The organism is Psychromicrobium silvestre (assembly GCF_013408295.1).
Taxonomy (GTDB): Bacteria; Actinomycetota; Actinomycetes; order Actinomycetales; family Micrococcaceae; genus Renibacterium; species Renibacterium silvestre.
On sequence record NZ_JACBYQ010000002.1, the window covers coordinates 419575 to 435360 of the forward strand.

Here is a 15786-nt window from a genome sequence, read left to right on the forward strand (position 1 = left end):
GAGCCCGGTGGGCGACCACTTAGTTGTTAAGCTCGCTTGCCGCTAGAGCTGGAGGCTTTCCAAAAGGTGGCTGGCAATGCTGTCCGCATCGATCAAGCTGCGGTAACCACTGGGGTGTTTGGCGTGCGCCTCGGCCGCGATTGCGGTTCCCCACTGCACGGAGGAGAGCTGCAGACCCAGCACGTACAGGCCTTCAAGAACCGAACCGGAACCGTCAATCGCTCGATAAGGAGGGGTAGTGACCTCCAAGCCGCTACTGAGCACCACCTCGCCGTCCGCCGCCAGCATGGCTTTGGGACGGACCAAGCCGTCCGCAAGCAACTGCCGCATCAGCGGGGATGAACTTTGCAGCACTCGATTGCTTGGCGCTAAGGCCTCCACCAGGTAGCGGGCATGCCGCGGAGCCGCATCCAGCCAGGGTGAGCTTGCGGTAAATCCGTCCGGTCCAGCGGCAAAAACCGGGTCCGGCCCGGTGAAGCCCACTATGCCCGCTCGCACCAGCGCCGCCAACTGCTCGATCCGCAAGGAGGGTGGCCCGCTAGCCAGACCCTCAACCAAGGGTTCGAACCAACCCCTTAGCTCGCCCAGCCAAGATTCCTCGGTAATTCCGCCATCGGCCACGAGCTGCTTGATCAGCGCCCGGCCCTCGTTAAGAGTCCCGATGGCCATCTTCACCGGATCGGATTCGGCCGCGGCAGACCCCTGCGCGTCCCTCTCCAACTCCAGCAGCACCGCCCGGTCGAATTCAGCCGTACCGGCAAAATGTTGACCGGCGAAGGGTTTGGCTAAGGCCTCAATGTCCAACCGGTCCGCCGCGGGGAGCCGGGCTTCGAAGGCCTTCAAACCCTCGGACCACCCCGGGCCGTCAAGGATCGCCGCCAAATCCCCCAGCAACCCCTCGGAAGGCGTTCCCCGAAGCAACGTTCGATAGTAGCTCCAGGTTACGTCTCGGTGCAGCGCGGGCCAGATATCGTGGTCAAAACCGGGTATCTGCTCGTTCGGACCGGGAGCTTCACGCTCGGCAAGCAGCTGATTCAAGAACCGTAGTTCCACCCCGCGCGGATAGTAACTGTCCAGATCCGCCTTGGCCCGGTAGGGCGAGCCGCGCCTGGAAGCCGCCAGGATCACCGGTTCCTCGCCACTGGGCAGATATTTGAGCGCCCTACCGGCACCTTCGCCGGTGGCCTCGAAAACCCCTCCCCTGCCTTCGGTCCACTGACCAATCAGATCAAAGAAATTCAGACCCATCCCGCGAACCAGAACATTCTGGCCAGCCGGGATTTCGCGCCAATCCACATCCGCCGGAATCGCCGGTGGCCAGTACCCCAGGTTCCAGCGGGAGGCTGCCTCAGCGAACTCCCGCTGCTCGGAACTCAGTTCGGCCTGTAGATGGCCCAGCGCGAGCACCACCGCCTCCACCAGCAGCTCATCCCCGGAGCCGAGCCGGACCGCAAAGCCGCCGGCCGCCGTCGTCGTCCGCGAAATGGCAAGTGCTTCCGTTCGGTGCCAATGCACCGTAACTTCGTGAGGTAGTCGCCTCAGTAGCTCCTCAAAAGTCCACCGCAGATATTGTCCGTATAACGCACGGGGCGGGAATTCAGTGCTGGCCAGCTGGGGCGCAAATCGTGCCCGCCACTGATCAAAACTCAACCCGGACACCGGGGGGCTGTCCACACCTTGATCCGGTACCACGGTGGGATAGAAGGACTGAGTATTCATCAAGTACAACTCAGACTGGGAGGTACGCCAGACTCGGCCAGGACCCGGGTCAAAAGGATCCACCAGATCGATCTGCAGCGACCCGGCCAGTGGCTCAGATCGATCCTGAAGCTGGGAAATCAGCCGTTCCAGCACCGAGGTGCCCCGAGGGCCTGCACCAATGATCGCGATGCGGCGGGGAGCAGAGGAAGGCATGCTTTGAGCTTACTAGGATGGCCTTATGACCCTTGAAACCGATGAAAACCTCTGGCTGGAAGACATCTACGGACAAGAACAACTCGACTGGGTGCGTGAACGCAATGCCCGCACCGAGCAAAAGCTGTTGAACGGTCAGTACTCGGCGCTGGAATCCCGCATTCTGGAGGTGCTCGACTCAAAGGACCGGATTGCCGCCGTGGCCAAGCGCGGCGAACACTATTACAACTTCTGGCAGGACGAGCAGAACCCGCGTGGTCTTTGGCGGCGGACTAGCTGGGACTCTTATCGCTCTGAAATCCCGGAATGGGAGACCGTACTGGATATCGATGCGCTGGGAGCCGAGGAAGGCACCCAGTGGGTCTGGCATGGAGCGGTTTTTCTCCGCCCCTCAAAAGGCGAGCCACACCGCCGCTGCTTAGTCATGCTTTCCCCGGACGGCGGGGACGCGCACGTGCATCGGGAGTTTGATGTACTGGAGAAGTCCTTCGTTCCCAACGGTTTCACCATCCCGGTAGCGAAGTCGGATGCCTCCTGGCAGGACGCGGACACCCTCATCGTAGAGACCGATTTCGGGCCGGGCACGCTGACCACCTCCTCTTATCCGCGAACCTCACGGATTCTGCGCCGCGGCCAAGCCCTTAGCGACGCCGAACTGTACTTTGAGGTACCGGAAGACCATATGGGCGTTTTCGTCCGGCACGATGACACCCCTGGCTTTGAGCGGGACATCGCGATGGACGTGATCGATTTCTTCTCGCGCCGCAGCTATCTGAGAGTCGGCGAAGAGTGGTTGGCGCTGGAGGTTCCCGAGGACGTCAATATCAATCTTCATCGGCAATGGTTGCTGCTCCGGCCGCAGAGCCAAGCAACCCTTGGCGGCTTCGAACTGCGCAGCGGCGCGCTCTACACGATTCTGCTGGAGGACTTTCTTGCGGGCTCACGGGACTTCACGGTGATTTTTGAACCGGATGAGCACACCTCGCTACAGAGTTGGAGCTGGACCAAGAACTTCCTGCTGCTTGAGTTACTGCAAGATGTTTCCTCAAAGATCCTGGTGGCAGATCCGGCTGCGGGCTTCGCTCGGCGCGAGCTGGAAGGTTGCCCGCCACTGCACCTCGCCAACATCTCTCCGGTGGATGAAGAGGACGACGGCGAAGGCCCAGAAGGTGCAATAGGAGACGATTATTGGCTCACCGTCACAGGCTTCCTGACTCCGAGCACCCTGCTTCGTGGCTCAGCGGCCGCGGAAGCCGGGCCAGCAGCGAAACTGAAGGCCTCGCCGTCGTTCTTCAAAGAAGCCGACTACGCCGTGGAACAGCACTTCGCCACCTCCCTGGACGGCACCAAGGTGCCCTATTTCCAAGTGTCACCCAGAGACCTTTCCCTCGCCGGCGACAATCCGGTTCTACTCTCCGGCTACGGTGGCTTCGAGATTTCGCGAACCCCGGTTTATAGCGGAATCATTGGCCGTGCCTGGTTGGAACGGGGCGGGGTCTATGTAGTGGCCAACATCCGCGGTGGTGGCGAATATGGGCCAGGCTGGCATCTGGCAGCGCTCAAGGAGAACCGGCATCGGGCTTATCAGGATTTCGCTGCGGTGGCTGAGGATCTCATCGAGCGTGGAGTGACCATTCGAGCTAAGTTGGCTTGCCAGGGAGGAAGCAATGGCGGGCTGCTGGTGGGCAATATGCTCACTCAGTATCCGGAGCTGTTCGGCGCGATCTCTTGCGGGGTGCCCTTGCTCGATATGCAGCGGTACACCAAGCTCAACGCCGGGTACTCCTGGATTGCCGAGTATGGGGATCCGGATGTTCCTGAGCAGTGGGAGTACATCAAAACCTTCTCGCCGTATCACCTGCTTCAAGACGAGGTGGATTATCCGCCCACCTTTATCTGGACGGCGACCTCCGATGATCGGGTGGGCCCGGTGCAAGCTCGGAAGATGGCGGCCCGGATGGAGCGGATGAACATCGAACCGCTGTGGTTCTTTGAGTCGCTGGAGGGCGGGCACAAGGGCGCCGCGGACAATAAACAAGCCGCTCGCCTGCAAACCGCACCGCTCGAATTCCTCTGGCGGGCTCTCAACGGTGGTGAACTGTGACGAGTATCCGTCAGATGCGCCTTGGAGATGCGCCTCGGCTCGCCGAAGTTCATGTCCAGGCTTGGCGAGAGACCTATGTTGGGATGCTTTCCGATGAGTTCTTGGCGGCGCTGCGGGTTGAGGACCGGCTAGCAATGTGGTCCTCGGCCACTCCTGAGGGGATGGCTCGGCATTGGGTAGTGGAGGACGACGGCGTGATCGTGGGTTTCGCGGGTCTCAATCGTCCCGCTCCGGGTGCGGCGGTTGAGCTGTGGGGTTTGTATCTGCTCAAATCGCATCAGAAATTGGGGCTGGGCGGGGAGCTCTTGCGAACCGCCCTCGGTGACCGGCCAGCGTCGCTTTGGGTGGCGGAGGAGAACGCCAATGCCATCGCTTTTTACCAGCATCAGGGCTTTGCCTTGGAAGGCACTCGCGAGCTGGTGGCGGACTGGGAAAACCTGGCGGAGCTTCGAATGGTCCGCTGATCTTTTCTCCCTGGCGCAGGCTTCACTCGCTTGTACCTTGGAGCTCCCATCTGGTCGCTTTGCGCACAGGGTGCTAAGTTCGGTAACCTTGTCAGGCTGGCTCTAGGCTTCTACTGGAGCCAGCACCTTGGAGACGTGCCAGAGCGGCCGAATGGGCTTCACTGCTAATGAAGTGTGGGGCAAAACTCCACCGGGGGTTCAAATCCCCCCGTCTCCGCCGAAATGCCCCCGATCAGTCACTGATCGGGGGCATTTTTTGCTTAAGTCGCAGAGCTGGGCGCAGGCGAGGCTACCGCCCAGATACTTCGCCCAAGCGGACCCCAGTCACTTGGCACACTCGGTGGGGTCCGGCATCAGGTCCCACCAAGCCGCTCGACTCGGTGGGACCCACCTCCAACGCCAGAGTAAATGACTTCAGATTCGCCAAAACACCTGCGGGAGAAGCACAAACGAGCCGATGCCGATTACATCCCGGGCATCTGAAGGAATTCGTGCACCTCGATGGTGCCGCCCTGGGCGGTGTGCGGATGTCCTTCCAAAACGCCTTGCAGGGCCTCGGCGGAATCTGCCTGCAGGATCGAGAAGCCACCAACGCCGCTCTCCGCCCCAGCTGAGGCCGGAGCAAGGGGTGAGCCGAGATCCACAATGGCATCCCCTGCCTTGCCCGCCCAGTCCATCCAGACCTGCATTCCGGCTTCCTGCTCCTCCGGGCTCGCCTGAGCCATTTGCTCCGCCGCCGACTGATCGGCCTTGTACAACACTAAGAACTTCGCCATCTCTACCTGTCTCCTCAAAACATAGAGCCATCCCGCGCTGGAGACTTCCAGCCACACTCGAATTATGGCGCGTTCAAGCTGTTTCTAAGCTGTGAAACTGCTAGACCACTGTCAGTGAATCAGCAGACCTGCCAAATCACGGACCGTCTGAACAGGTAGGGATCTTGGGCCGGTGACTCACGTTTGCCCGAGGGAAGGGTAACGCACTATTGGCCACCGGCCCAAGGCGAGGGCACTGGAAAATTTGGGGAAAAACCAGTGCCCTCGATAGGCTCCGCCGCCTCACCGGCAGGTATAGCGACGGAACCTGGCTCATTGTCTAGCCACGCTGCCGAGTTCTCCTGCTAAGGATCCTCATCGTCAGTCCTAGGCCGAAGAGTCCGACGGCGCCAATCAGCAACCAGCCAAAGGCGGCGCCGGTGTAGGCGAGGGCAGGACTCTCGATGGTTACAGTTGCACTAGAAGTAACAGTCGCCTTGGCTCCGGGTTTCTTGACAATGACGGTGCCGCCAGGAGTTTTGACCTCGACCCCAGGAATTGAGACCGACGCGGTGTTGGTGTAGCCGGAGACAATACTGTCCTGCTTGACCACTACGGTCTTAGTCTCACCCGGTTGCAGCGAGGCAATAGCCGGAATCGACGGCAGGTTTTCGTCTCCGATAACCACGTTGCCCAGAGGGATGTTTCCCGTATTGACGACGGTGAACTGCCAGTAGATGGAGGCTCCAGTCTTAATGCTGACGCTATTTGACCACGGTCCATCCGGACTTGCAGAGACCTGCTTCAGCAAGGAAATTCCCGGCTCAGCCCCGAAATACCATGATTCATCGGCGGCCTGCAAAGCGTCTCCACCTGCTGGATTCGCGGCACTAGCGGTCACAGTGTTGTGATACTGCCCGGAAATCGCTTTCCCCGAGGCGCTGAGTGTCACGGATTTGCCAGCAGCCAACGAAGCTACCGTGCCGACGAAAACCGTATTACCGGCTGAATCCTTGTCCGTGACATCAATGTTTGTCAGCGGCAAAGAACCGGTATTGGTGACCTTATAAGCCCAGGTCACCTGATCACCAGGAGTGAGCTGAAGACCAGGAGCTGAATCAACGTTCTGCCCATTAGTCGTCTTCTCAACCGTCAAGGCAGCATTTCCTGCCAGATACCAGGACTGATCAGTCTGCGCTTTCGGCTGCGGCGCGAGAGCCTTGCCCTCCGCGTCCACAGCAGTCGCCGTCGCCGTCGCCGTGTTGTGATACTCACCATTGACCGCCGTGCCAGTTGCCGTGAAGGTACGGCTCTCTCCCGGCAGCAACGTCCCCGTCTGAGAGGAAGTGGGCGTCAAGGTTCCGGCCTTGCCGGTTCCATCGGTGTAGGCGTCGCTGATCGCGACGTTATCCAAAGGGGTGTCTCCGGTATTGGTCACCTGGTAGGTCCAGCTCACCGTGGATCCGGTAGCGACTGCAGCCCCTGGGGCTGAATCGTAATGAAGGCCATTGGTCTTTTTGACCAGTGTGAACGACGGCGTTCCCTCAACTTGCGCGGTTGCCGTGTTCGAAATGAAGTTGCGATTCTGTCCCTGATAATCGGCGGTGGCCGTTACATCGTTAACCGCGATGTCTTGATACTTCTGTGCCGCCGGAACATTCGTCGAGACAAGCAGCGTCAGATTGTCACCACTGGCCAAGGAATCGAGCTTCAATCGGAACGCCGTGGCATTGCTTGGGTCAGTGGTCCAGGTTCCGGTGCTCGCACTAGTGGCATCCGTGGAGTACTCAAGAACCGCGCCCGCCGGAGCCCCGGTGACCGGGCCACTCAGCGTCACGGGGAACTGGGTTCCTCGGTTGTCTCCCAGATAGGGCAGGCGATCGAAGACGACAGCGTTAGTAACTGATTCGGGAAGCGCATTGGCAACATACACCTGCCACTGCACCGTGCCCGGGGATTTGACCGTGGCGCTGAGCCCCCAGTCCGCAGAGGCATCCGCGCGCACCTGCTTTCCCAGCAAAAGACCGCCACTGGTGTTCACTACCGACTGATCAGTCCACTTCGCGACGCGGCTTAGGGCCGGATCGAGATCATAGAGGTCTGGGTTGTAGTACGGTCCGTAGAAATCCATCCGCAAAGAGGAATATAGCGGGTCATTGGTAAAGGCCCAGGAGGTAACCTCAGCGGTGTTCTGGGTCGGGTCGAAGGCCTGAGCAAGTACCTGAGTAGGGATGTTGTAACGGAACCCTAGGAATTCGTCTCGATTCTTCACCTCCCCCACCGTGCGCAGTGACGGTAGATCCGCAACCACAATGTGAACAACCTGATGCACCTCGCCGTTGGCATCCGTGACGTTACTCGTGGTGACAGTCGCCCCGTTCCCCAGGGTCGGCACCGGAATGTTAGTGGTGGGGGTGCTGGCATAGGCCGGAGTAATGCCCACGGCTGGGTCATAAACTACGCCCGGCGGAAGGACGACGTCGAGCTCCGAGTTCTTATAGGAGCGGCCCACCGGATCTAGATTGGAGATCGTAGCCTGGTAAACCGCGGTTGAACCCACCAGGATCGACGTTGGCGCGGCAACAAAAGTGGCAATGTTCGCCCGGTCTTGAACGGTGAAATTGGCCGCGTCAGTCTTCGAGTGAGTGACACCGCTGGCGTCGGTCAGGCTGCCGGTTGCCGTGTTGACAATAGGCCCCACCGAGCCGGTAGCGGGAGTTGGTAAGGAACCATCGGTCAGGCTTGGATAGGAGGCGGCGTAGTTGGCTTGAACATCGGCCTCGGCCCCTGAAGGGATCAAGGCTGCACCCGATGAAACCACTATCCGCCAACCGGTGAGGTGCTCACCGATAGGGATGTTCAGATCGACTGGGTTGTTTTGGTAGGCGTGCATGCCGGCAGATCCGGTTGTCTGCACCACAAAGTTGGTATTTTCGCCGGTGGTCAAAGCGCTGCCGGTGTAGGTCTGCCACAACGAATTGTTCGCGCTCGTGGTGTATTCAAGCGTATAAGGCAGATTTGCGTTCTGTAATGCGGCATTGAAAATGGTATTCAGGTAATACACATCGGAATGGTCGAAGAACTGAGCGTTACCGGCAGAGTCGGTAGCCGCGTCCTGGACGGTCATGGATGAAGCCTTATCGCTATCCACCCCGTTGATATAGGCGGCCTCGACCTGGTATGCCGAAAGGAAGCCACCGCTAGCCGAAACGATGTCTTTGTCCCCGTTGATTGCAGCCTTGGTAAGGAAGATGTCCTTAGTCACTCCCGTGGTGAAGTCCACGCTCTGAGCGCTAGCCGAGGTCGGTCCAGCAGCGTTTCCATCGTGGTCCTTGACCGTCAACTGAACGGTATTGAGCGGCGGTTTGATCGTTGCGTCCGGAAACTGAGCCACGGGGTAATGCACCTGGACCCAGATCTTCTTGCCACTCAGTTCAGTGAGCGATGGTCCCCGAGGGCCATAAGCGCCCAGGTGATCCCAGGTCACCGTTGTGGTGCCGTCCGGGTTATTCGTCGTGGTCCAAGTTCCGCCGTCGTTGCTGGACGTAGCGGTGATCACGGCACCCGCCGGAAGCGTATCCGTGAGAGTTTGCTGCCAAGTAGTGAACGTCGACGTGCCAGCATTGGCATTAACGGTACTGACATCAAGGTAGTAGGTGACGTCACGATTGTTGGAGCCTTGAACCGTAAAAGCCGACTTCCCCGGGTGGTAGTTGAGATCCCCAACCACCTTGGTATCGGCAGCCGAGGTGGGGTCGCCACTTTGATCGGAAATCGTGGTGTGCAACACCGTGTCTTGGCTCTTCACCGTGTTGTCGATCTGCGTTACCGAATAGGTGAAGGTCGTCAGCTGCTTGGTGAGGTCGTTCAGGGTAAAGGTAATGACCCGAGTGGTTGGATCGTAGGTGTAGGACTGCACCGGCGTTCCGGGGCCGGTCGCCAAGGTATCCAGCTCCAGGCCCGGGGCCAGGGTCGAAGTCAGCACGACGCCGGTCATAGGTGCCGCCGGAGAGGCTCCGGGGGTAGAGATAGTCGCCGTATAAGAGAACCCTTGGTTGAGCGGAGCGCTCACCGGAGCGGTTAGGCTCAGCGTGTAAGCGCCAGCCGCCGATGCCGAAGAGGCAAAAGGAATCAGGGTCGCAATAGCTAGGCAAAATGCCAGCAATACGGACACAAATTTTCGGCTACCTAACGTATGTCGCCGTCGAATCCCCCCACCCGGGGCCACCCTCTTTGGCTCGCTATACATATAAAACACTCCCATTCCCCCATTTAATGCAACTAGTGATTCCCCCAGCGCAGCCCCGACCTTGGGATCAAAGCCCAAGGCCTCCCAATGGGTGCTGCACCGCGTTACTGGCAATATCGCCATCTGTAGGTGTCAAAAATTAAAAAAACATGACGCGCTCCCCTGAGCCCGTGTACAAGGGGCGATACTCCCGATCAACTGACGGCCCTGGTTGAGCCCGTCGAGACAATTTGATCGCCGCTGACCTCCATGCTGAAGGACGCTGTTCCCTCCGCTTCTCGGGTCACCGAAAAGGTGAAGGAAGCAGAGGAGTTAGCTGCCATCTGAGTGGTCCTGCAGCTCCACGCCGCCCCCGCAGGGCTGCAGGACCAACCGGCGGCTGGCTTCACTGTGCCAAGCGAGATTGGCCCGCTGGGCGAAATCGTTACCACAGCGCTTCCGTCGGGGGTCTTTCCCGCCGGTGTGAAGCCAACGGTCGCCGTGTATCTGTCGGTGACGATCGCAGTCAGCGTGCTGAACGGTACGACTCTTGTCCGAACCACCGAAGGCGCGGGTGTGGCGACGCTATTACTAGTCACTGTTGGACTAGGAGGCTCTATCGCGGCGGCCACGGGCGCCTCGGCGGGCAAAGCGACTGCCTGGGCTGCGGGCGGGGCTGGCTGAGTCGCTGACGAGGTCGGCTGCCGAGAAGGAAAAAGGGAAGGGGACGAGGTAGGGGTTCCGGCCGTTATTGGCGGCGCCGAGAAGGATGGCACTGGAGCTAAGACGCTGGGGGAAGGACTCGGATGTGGAACCAGCAAAATTCCGAGCAGGACGGCGGCAGCAGCTACCCCGATCAGACCAGTGAGGAGGCGTCCCCGAGTAAGAAACCCGCCGGTAGCCGCCGGAAGTGAAGCAGCCGTAGTATTGGCCATCCCCTGATAAGTACTGGCCGATACCCCGACAAGTGCGGGAACGAGCAACATTCGCAGGGCAAACTTGGTCTCCGCGAGTTGCTGCACCACCGTGCTGCAGCTTGCGCATGAGGCTACATGTCGGTGCAGGTTCGCGGGCAAAATTAAGGGATCGCCGCTACGAATGAAGGGTTCGACGGTGTTGGCCAGTCGATTGCAGGCATCCGTGGGGGATTTTGAGCGCAGTGTTTGGACAAAAGACCTACGCAAGCCTCGGCGGGCCCGCAGCGCCAGCGCGGAGACAGCGTTTGAACTCATACCCATCAAAGCGGCCGCTTCCGCCGGTTTCACTTCATCGATCTCCAGGTACCAAAGAACTTCCTGCCAGCGCTCGGGCAAGGCCTGAAAGGCTCCACGCACCAGATCGGTATCAATATCCAAGCGGATTTCATCCGGTTCAACCACTTCGTCCAGCAAGGCATTATCTGCCACCGGAAGAACCTTGGCGGCGTCTTGATTGGTTCGGGAGGCTTTCCGAGAAATGACGGTCAGGAAATAAGAGCGAAACGAATCGGTCGGCCCCTTACCGTCCGTCATCTGGGCGTAGACATCGGCAACCGCGCTGGAGAGAACGTCCTCCGCGTCGCTCGGATTGACGACCCGAGCCCTGGCCAGCCGCAAGCCCATCGGAGAGTGTCGCGCCACCAACTCGCTCAGAGCATCTTCGTCTCCATCGTGAAAGGCAGCGAGGAGAGAACGATCCGATTTTACGGAAGAATCAAGATCCACAACACGCTCCTAGTCTATTCGTTTGCTTAATTGGATTGCAGGCGTCCGGGGACTCTAATACCCCGCGGATGAGTCGACATAGTCGACCCCAAGATGGCCCCCAAGCATCTCAATTTAGCCGATTCATCCCAATTGAGATAACCAGACTCAGATTCCGTTCTCGCCGATCCGGATGAGCGCCGGGTTCAGCCCCGCGGGGAACCCGAAATGCTAGGATTTCCGCCGGAAATCCCGCTGCTACCTGGTCGCCGTCATAATCCCGATCCGGTAGGTCATCTGACGTGTATTCTTCTCTCCATAACCGAACTCTGCTTCGAAATCCCGAAGCTGGTTCGCTCAGACAGCGAGGGCCTCCTATGACCGCACTTCCGAACGGCGTTGCAAGCACCACCAGCAGCACCTTCAGCCGCACCACACAGGTGGCAATTGCCGTGAATGCGGAAGCTCCGAGCATTTGGCATCTACTCACCACCGCCAGCGATTACCCCCGCTGGAATTCCACGGTCGTTTCAATCGAGGGCGAGATCTTGTCAGGGTCGAAGATCAAGCTGGTCTCCACCCTCGATCCGAGCCGAACCTTCTCGCTAAAGGTCAAAACTTTCGAAGAGAATTCCACACTGGCTTGGGGAGACGCCTTGGGCACCAGAACCTACACTCTCACCCCTATTGCCGAGGGTGGCACGTCCGTTGAAATAGTCGAGAAAATCGGTGGACCCATTTTCCCACTTTTCGCCAGCAAGATCCCATCCTTCGACGAGAGCTTCACCCAGTTCGCCGCCGATTTGAAGACCGCGGCCGAGCAACCGAAGGTCTAAGCACCGTGCTGCCCGCCTTCGTCGATTCCGAACGGTCGGCGCTTGGCGCGGTCGGCTAGCCTGCCTGGGCAAGGACCAGTGGCAGCACCGCTGCCGCCCCAGCCCGACGCAGTTCCCTGGCAGCAACCGTCAGTGTCCAACGGCTATCCACCAAGTCATCCACCAGTAGCACCGTCTGTCCGGACAGCCTTTCGCTCAGTTCCGGTCCCGGAACCAAACGCTCCCAGAGTCCGGCCAGACGGTAAGCGCTGTTTCCGCCGCGCAAACCCGTCGGTCCGCCATCAACAAGGGACAACTCACCCCAATATTCGAGCCTCCCGATCTCAGCCAATCCGCTAGCAAGCGATCCAATCAACTGCGGCTTGCTGCGCGAAGGTAACGAAACCACGGCCACCGGACGACCCGCAGCAGACCAGCCATCCTGGCCCCACTCCTTGAGTAACTGAACACAACCGCGCAAAAGCTCCTGACCCACCGGCCCATCGGGGGCACCTTCGGCAAAGAGTTCTCGGAGCGGACCGCCCCAACCCAGATCGGTCAGCCGAGCCAAGGCTCTGCCCTCTACCGCGCGCTCCCCCATCGAGATCTTGCCCTTCGCTGGCTTGCCGTCAATCAGCACGCCCAGGCGTTCCATCCCGGAAGGCCACTGCGCCCGCGGTTCCACCGGCACACCCAAGCGATGCAATGATTCTTCCGCGGCCTGAGCCGCCTTTCCATCCAGCTCTGTGCTGAACCACTGGCCCGCACAGTTATCGCAACGGCCACAAGGCGCGGCGTTCGGATCATCCAGAGCCAGTGCCAGATACTCCATCCGGCAGGCCGAACTGCGCTCATAATCGACCATCGACCCCTGTTCATCGACTCTCGATTGCGCAATCCTCCGATAGCGCTCCCGATCGTAGACCCAGGGATTGCCGGTTGATTGCCAGCCACCGGCAACCCGCTGCACCGCACCATCCACCGAGAGAACCTTGAGCAACAACTCCAAAGGCGTCCGGCGAAGATCCACCCGAGCTTCCAAAGCTGCGGTGGAGAGGACTCCCGACGGCGTTCCGGCCTCCGCAAGCGCCTCCAGCACCGCGGTGGCTCGCTCGGGAGACGGCATCGAGGCAGTGGCGAAGTATTTCCAGATTTCCTTGTCCTCGGTCCCTGGCAAAAGCAGCACGTCCGCATTGGCGCTGCCACGACCGGCACGGCCCACCTGCTGGTAATAAGCCACCGGGGAGGAGGGCGCGCCCAGGTGAATCACGAAGCCTAGATCCGGTTTATCGAAGCCCATGCCGAGTGCGCTGGTTGCCACCAAGGCCTTGACCTGGTTGTTCTTGAGTAGTTGCTCGGCGCTCTCCCGATCGGCGTTATCGGTACGGCCGGTATACGCAAGTACTCGATGCCCGGCCTCGGCGAGCAATCGCGCGGTGTCCTCTGCTGCCGAAACTGTCAGCGTGTAAATAATCCCGCTGCCGGGCAGTTCTTCAAGGTGGCTCAGCAACCAGGCCAGCCGATCCCTGGAATCCGCTAGTCGGAGAACCCCCAGTCGCAGCGATTCACGAGCCAAAGAGCCTCGAATGGTGAGGACCTCGCTACCCAATTGTTCTTCGATATCGGTCACCACTCGAGAGTTCGCCGTGGCCGTGGTGGCCAGCACCGGAACGGTACCGGGCAGCCCCGCGATCAGCTCGGAGATCCGCCGATAATCCGGGCGGAAATCGTGCCCCCAATCCGAAATACAGTGCGCCTCATCAATCACCAGCAGCCCGGTCCGCCGGATCAACTCGGGCAATTCCCGGTCCCGGAAAGCCGGGTTGTTCAAGCGCTCCGGCGAAATCAGCAGCACATCCACCCGATCGGCGGCGAGCGCCTCACGCACCTCGTCCCATTCGGTGGCATTCGCGGAGTTAATCGCCACCGCGCGCACCCCGGCGCGTTCGGCGGCGGCGATCTGATCGCGCATTAGCGCCAGCAACGGGGAGACGATGAGCGTGGGTCCGGCACCGCGAGCGCGCAAGAGCAGCGAGGCGACGAAGTACACCGCCGATTTGCCCCATCCGGTGCGTTGCACCACCAAAGCCCGCTGACCGCCGTCGACCAGCGCCGCTATGGCTTCATACTGCCCTTCGTGGAAATCGGCTTCCGGGTTCCCCACCAGGGTGGCCAGGATCCGCTGGGCTTCGATCTTCAACTCAGGCATCCCTCCAGTATGGTCGTTGGCTCCGACAAAATGCCGATTCGCCCTGGGCCGTTTAGACTCATCAGGTGACGAATAATCAGAATTCCGGTCCCTTGGACCTTTCGGCATCCTTCAAGGCTTACGACGTTCGCGGCATCGTGGGCGAGAGCATCACCGAGGAAATGGTCGAGGCAATCGGCGCGGCCTTCGTGGACACCCTGGAGCTCACCGGCCAAACCGTGCTGGTGGGTGGCGATATGCGGCCCTCCTCGCCGAGCTTCTGCAAGGCTTTTGCCCGGGGCGCAACGCTGCGCGGTGCCTCGGTGAAGCTCCTGGACCTGATTTCCACCGATGAACTCTACTTCGCTTCCGGGCATTTCAACTCGGCCGGCGCCATGTTCACCGCGAGCCATAACCCGGCGGAGTACAACGGCATCAAAATGACCCGGGCCGGTGCTGTTCCGCTCTCCTCCGAGACCGGGTTGAAGGAAATCCAGGAGCTGACGGCTCAGTACCTGGCCTCCGGGATTCCGTCGGTGCCGACGCCGGGCCAGATTGGCATCCAGGATGTACTCAAGGACTACGCGGGCTACCTGCGTTCACTCGTGGACCTCTCCAGCTCGCGGCCACTCAAGGTTGTTGTTGACGCCGGAAACGGGATGGCCGGGCTGACCACTCCTGCCGTGCTCGGAGACCAGCTTCTCTCTGCCCTGCCGTTGGAAATCGTGCCGATGTACTTCGAGCTCGACGGCACCTTCCCGAATCACGAGGCCAACCCGCTGGAACCGGCAAACCTGATAGATCTGCAGGCGGCTGTGGTGGCTCACGGTGCGGATATCGGCCTAGCTTTCGACGGCGATGCGGATCGCTGCTTTGTGATCGACGAGAAGGGCGATCCGGTTTCACCCTCTGCGGTCACCGCCCTGGTGGCCCGCCGCGAAATCGCCCGAGCCCGGGCCACTGGCGAAGAGACACCGGCGATCATTCACAATCTGATCACCTCCCGCGCCGTGCCCGAATTGGTTGAGGCCGACGGCGGCCGCCCGGTTCGCACCAGAGTGGGCCACTCCTTCATCAAGGCCGTGATGGCTTCCGAGGGTGCCGTGTTCGGCGGCGAGCACTCGGCTCATTACTACTTCCGAGATTTCTACAATGCGGACACCGGAATGCTGGCCGCAATGCATGTGCTGGCGGCGCTCGGCGAACAACCGCTCCCGCTTTCCGAATTGGGCGCCGAGTACGAACCCTATGTGGCTTCAGGAGAAATCAATTCCACCGTGGAAGACAAGGCTGGCGCCGTGGCCAAGGTCCGCGCGGAATACGAGCACGACGGCGTAAGCATAGATGAGCTGGACGGCACCACCTTCTCGGCGGACTCCGGTGACTGGTGGTTCAACCTGCGTGCATCGAACACCGAGCCCTACCTGCGCTATAACGGCGAGGCCAAGGATCGGGCCACGATGGAGTCCGTACGCGACGCCGTGCTGGCCCTGGTCCGCGGCTAATTCCAGGTTCCCACTGTTCGCGATGCCTCCGCTGTTTGCCCACAGTTCGCGATAGTCCACTAGCATCGCGATGGCTCAATGTCGCGTCGGTAGGCTATCCGGAAGTCAGTGGGCTATCGCGAGCCAGGTGT

General features: G+C 60.3%; 9 protein-coding genes and 1 tRNA gene. 5 read left to right on the forward strand and 5 right to left on the reverse strand.

Translation table 11 applies throughout. The annotated features are described in order from the left end of the window. Positions 1 to 42: 42 nt before the first annotated feature. Positions 43 to 1914 (reverse strand): FAD/NAD(P)-binding protein, encoded by a 1872-nt coding sequence (locus FHU41_RS09965; RefSeq protein ID WP_179389522.1) that lies wholly within the window; start codon positions 1912 to 1914, stop codon positions 43 to 45. A 25-nt stretch (positions 1915 to 1939) separates the two neighbouring features. Between FHU41_RS09965 and FHU41_RS09970 the strand changes: the two genes are divergently transcribed. The 3 genes from FHU41_RS09970 to FHU41_RS09980 all read left to right on the forward strand — a co-directional run bounded on the left by FHU41_RS09970 (position 1940) and on the right by FHU41_RS09980 (position 4699). Continuing rightward, positions 1940 to 4018, forward strand: a complete 2079-nt coding sequence (locus tag FHU41_RS09970) for a prolyl oligopeptidase family serine peptidase (protein WP_179389523.1) — start codon at positions 1940 to 1942, stop codon at positions 4016 to 4018. Positions 4019 to 4032: 14 nt separating this feature from the next. Continuing rightward, positions 4033 to 4482, forward strand: coding sequence for a GNAT family N-acetyltransferase (locus FHU41_RS09975; RefSeq protein WP_179389524.1), 450 nt, complete (start codon positions 4033 to 4035; stop codon positions 4480 to 4482). Positions 4483 to 4611: 129 nt separating this feature from the next. Continuing rightward, positions 4612 to 4699: transfer RNA gene (locus FHU41_RS09980), tRNA-Ser, on the forward strand. 247 nt (positions 4700 to 4946) lie between these two features. Here FHU41_RS09980 and FHU41_RS09985 read toward each other — a convergent pair. The 3 genes from FHU41_RS09985 to FHU41_RS09995 form a co-directional block, all read right to left on the reverse strand. Then, entirely contained in the window at positions 4947 to 5258 is a 312-nt protein-coding gene (locus tag FHU41_RS09985; RefSeq protein WP_179389525.1) for a YciI family protein, read from the reverse strand. Between the two features lie 319 nt (positions 5259 to 5577). Beyond that, positions 5578 to 9411 (reverse strand): DUF7507 domain-containing protein, encoded by a 3834-nt coding sequence (locus FHU41_RS09990; RefSeq protein ID WP_179389526.1) that lies wholly within the window; start codon positions 9409 to 9411, stop codon positions 5578 to 5580. Between the two features lie 269 nt (positions 9412 to 9680). Continuing rightward, a complete protein-coding gene (locus FHU41_RS09995) occupies positions 9681 to 11168 on the reverse strand; it encodes a sigma-70 family RNA polymerase sigma factor (protein WP_179389527.1) in 1488 nt (495 codons plus the stop codon). Positions 11169 to 11524: 356 nt separating this feature from the next. On the opposite strand from FHU41_RS09995, the gene FHU41_RS10000 reads away from it, so the two are divergent. Next, the gene (locus FHU41_RS10000; protein ID WP_179389528.1) at positions 11525 to 11983 is read left to right on the forward strand and encodes an SRPBCC domain-containing protein; all 459 of its coding nucleotides are present in this window, start codon (positions 11525 to 11527) and stop codon (positions 11981 to 11983) included. Positions 11984 to 12038: 55 nt separating this feature from the next. Here FHU41_RS10000 and FHU41_RS10005 read toward each other — a convergent pair whose 3' ends face one another. Beyond that, positions 12039 to 14171: a RecQ family ATP-dependent DNA helicase gene (locus FHU41_RS10005; RefSeq protein WP_179389529.1), complete on the reverse strand. Its 2133-nt coding sequence runs from the start codon at positions 14169 to 14171 to the stop codon at positions 12039 to 12041. A 65-nt stretch (positions 14172 to 14236) separates the two neighbouring features. On the opposite strand from FHU41_RS10005, the gene FHU41_RS10010 reads away from it, so the two are divergent. Then, complete coding sequence (locus FHU41_RS10010; protein ID WP_179389530.1) at positions 14237 to 15655, forward strand: phosphomannomutase/phosphoglucomutase; 1419 nt, start codon at positions 14237 to 14239, stop codon at positions 15653 to 15655. Positions 15656 to 15786 lie beyond the last annotated feature (131 nt).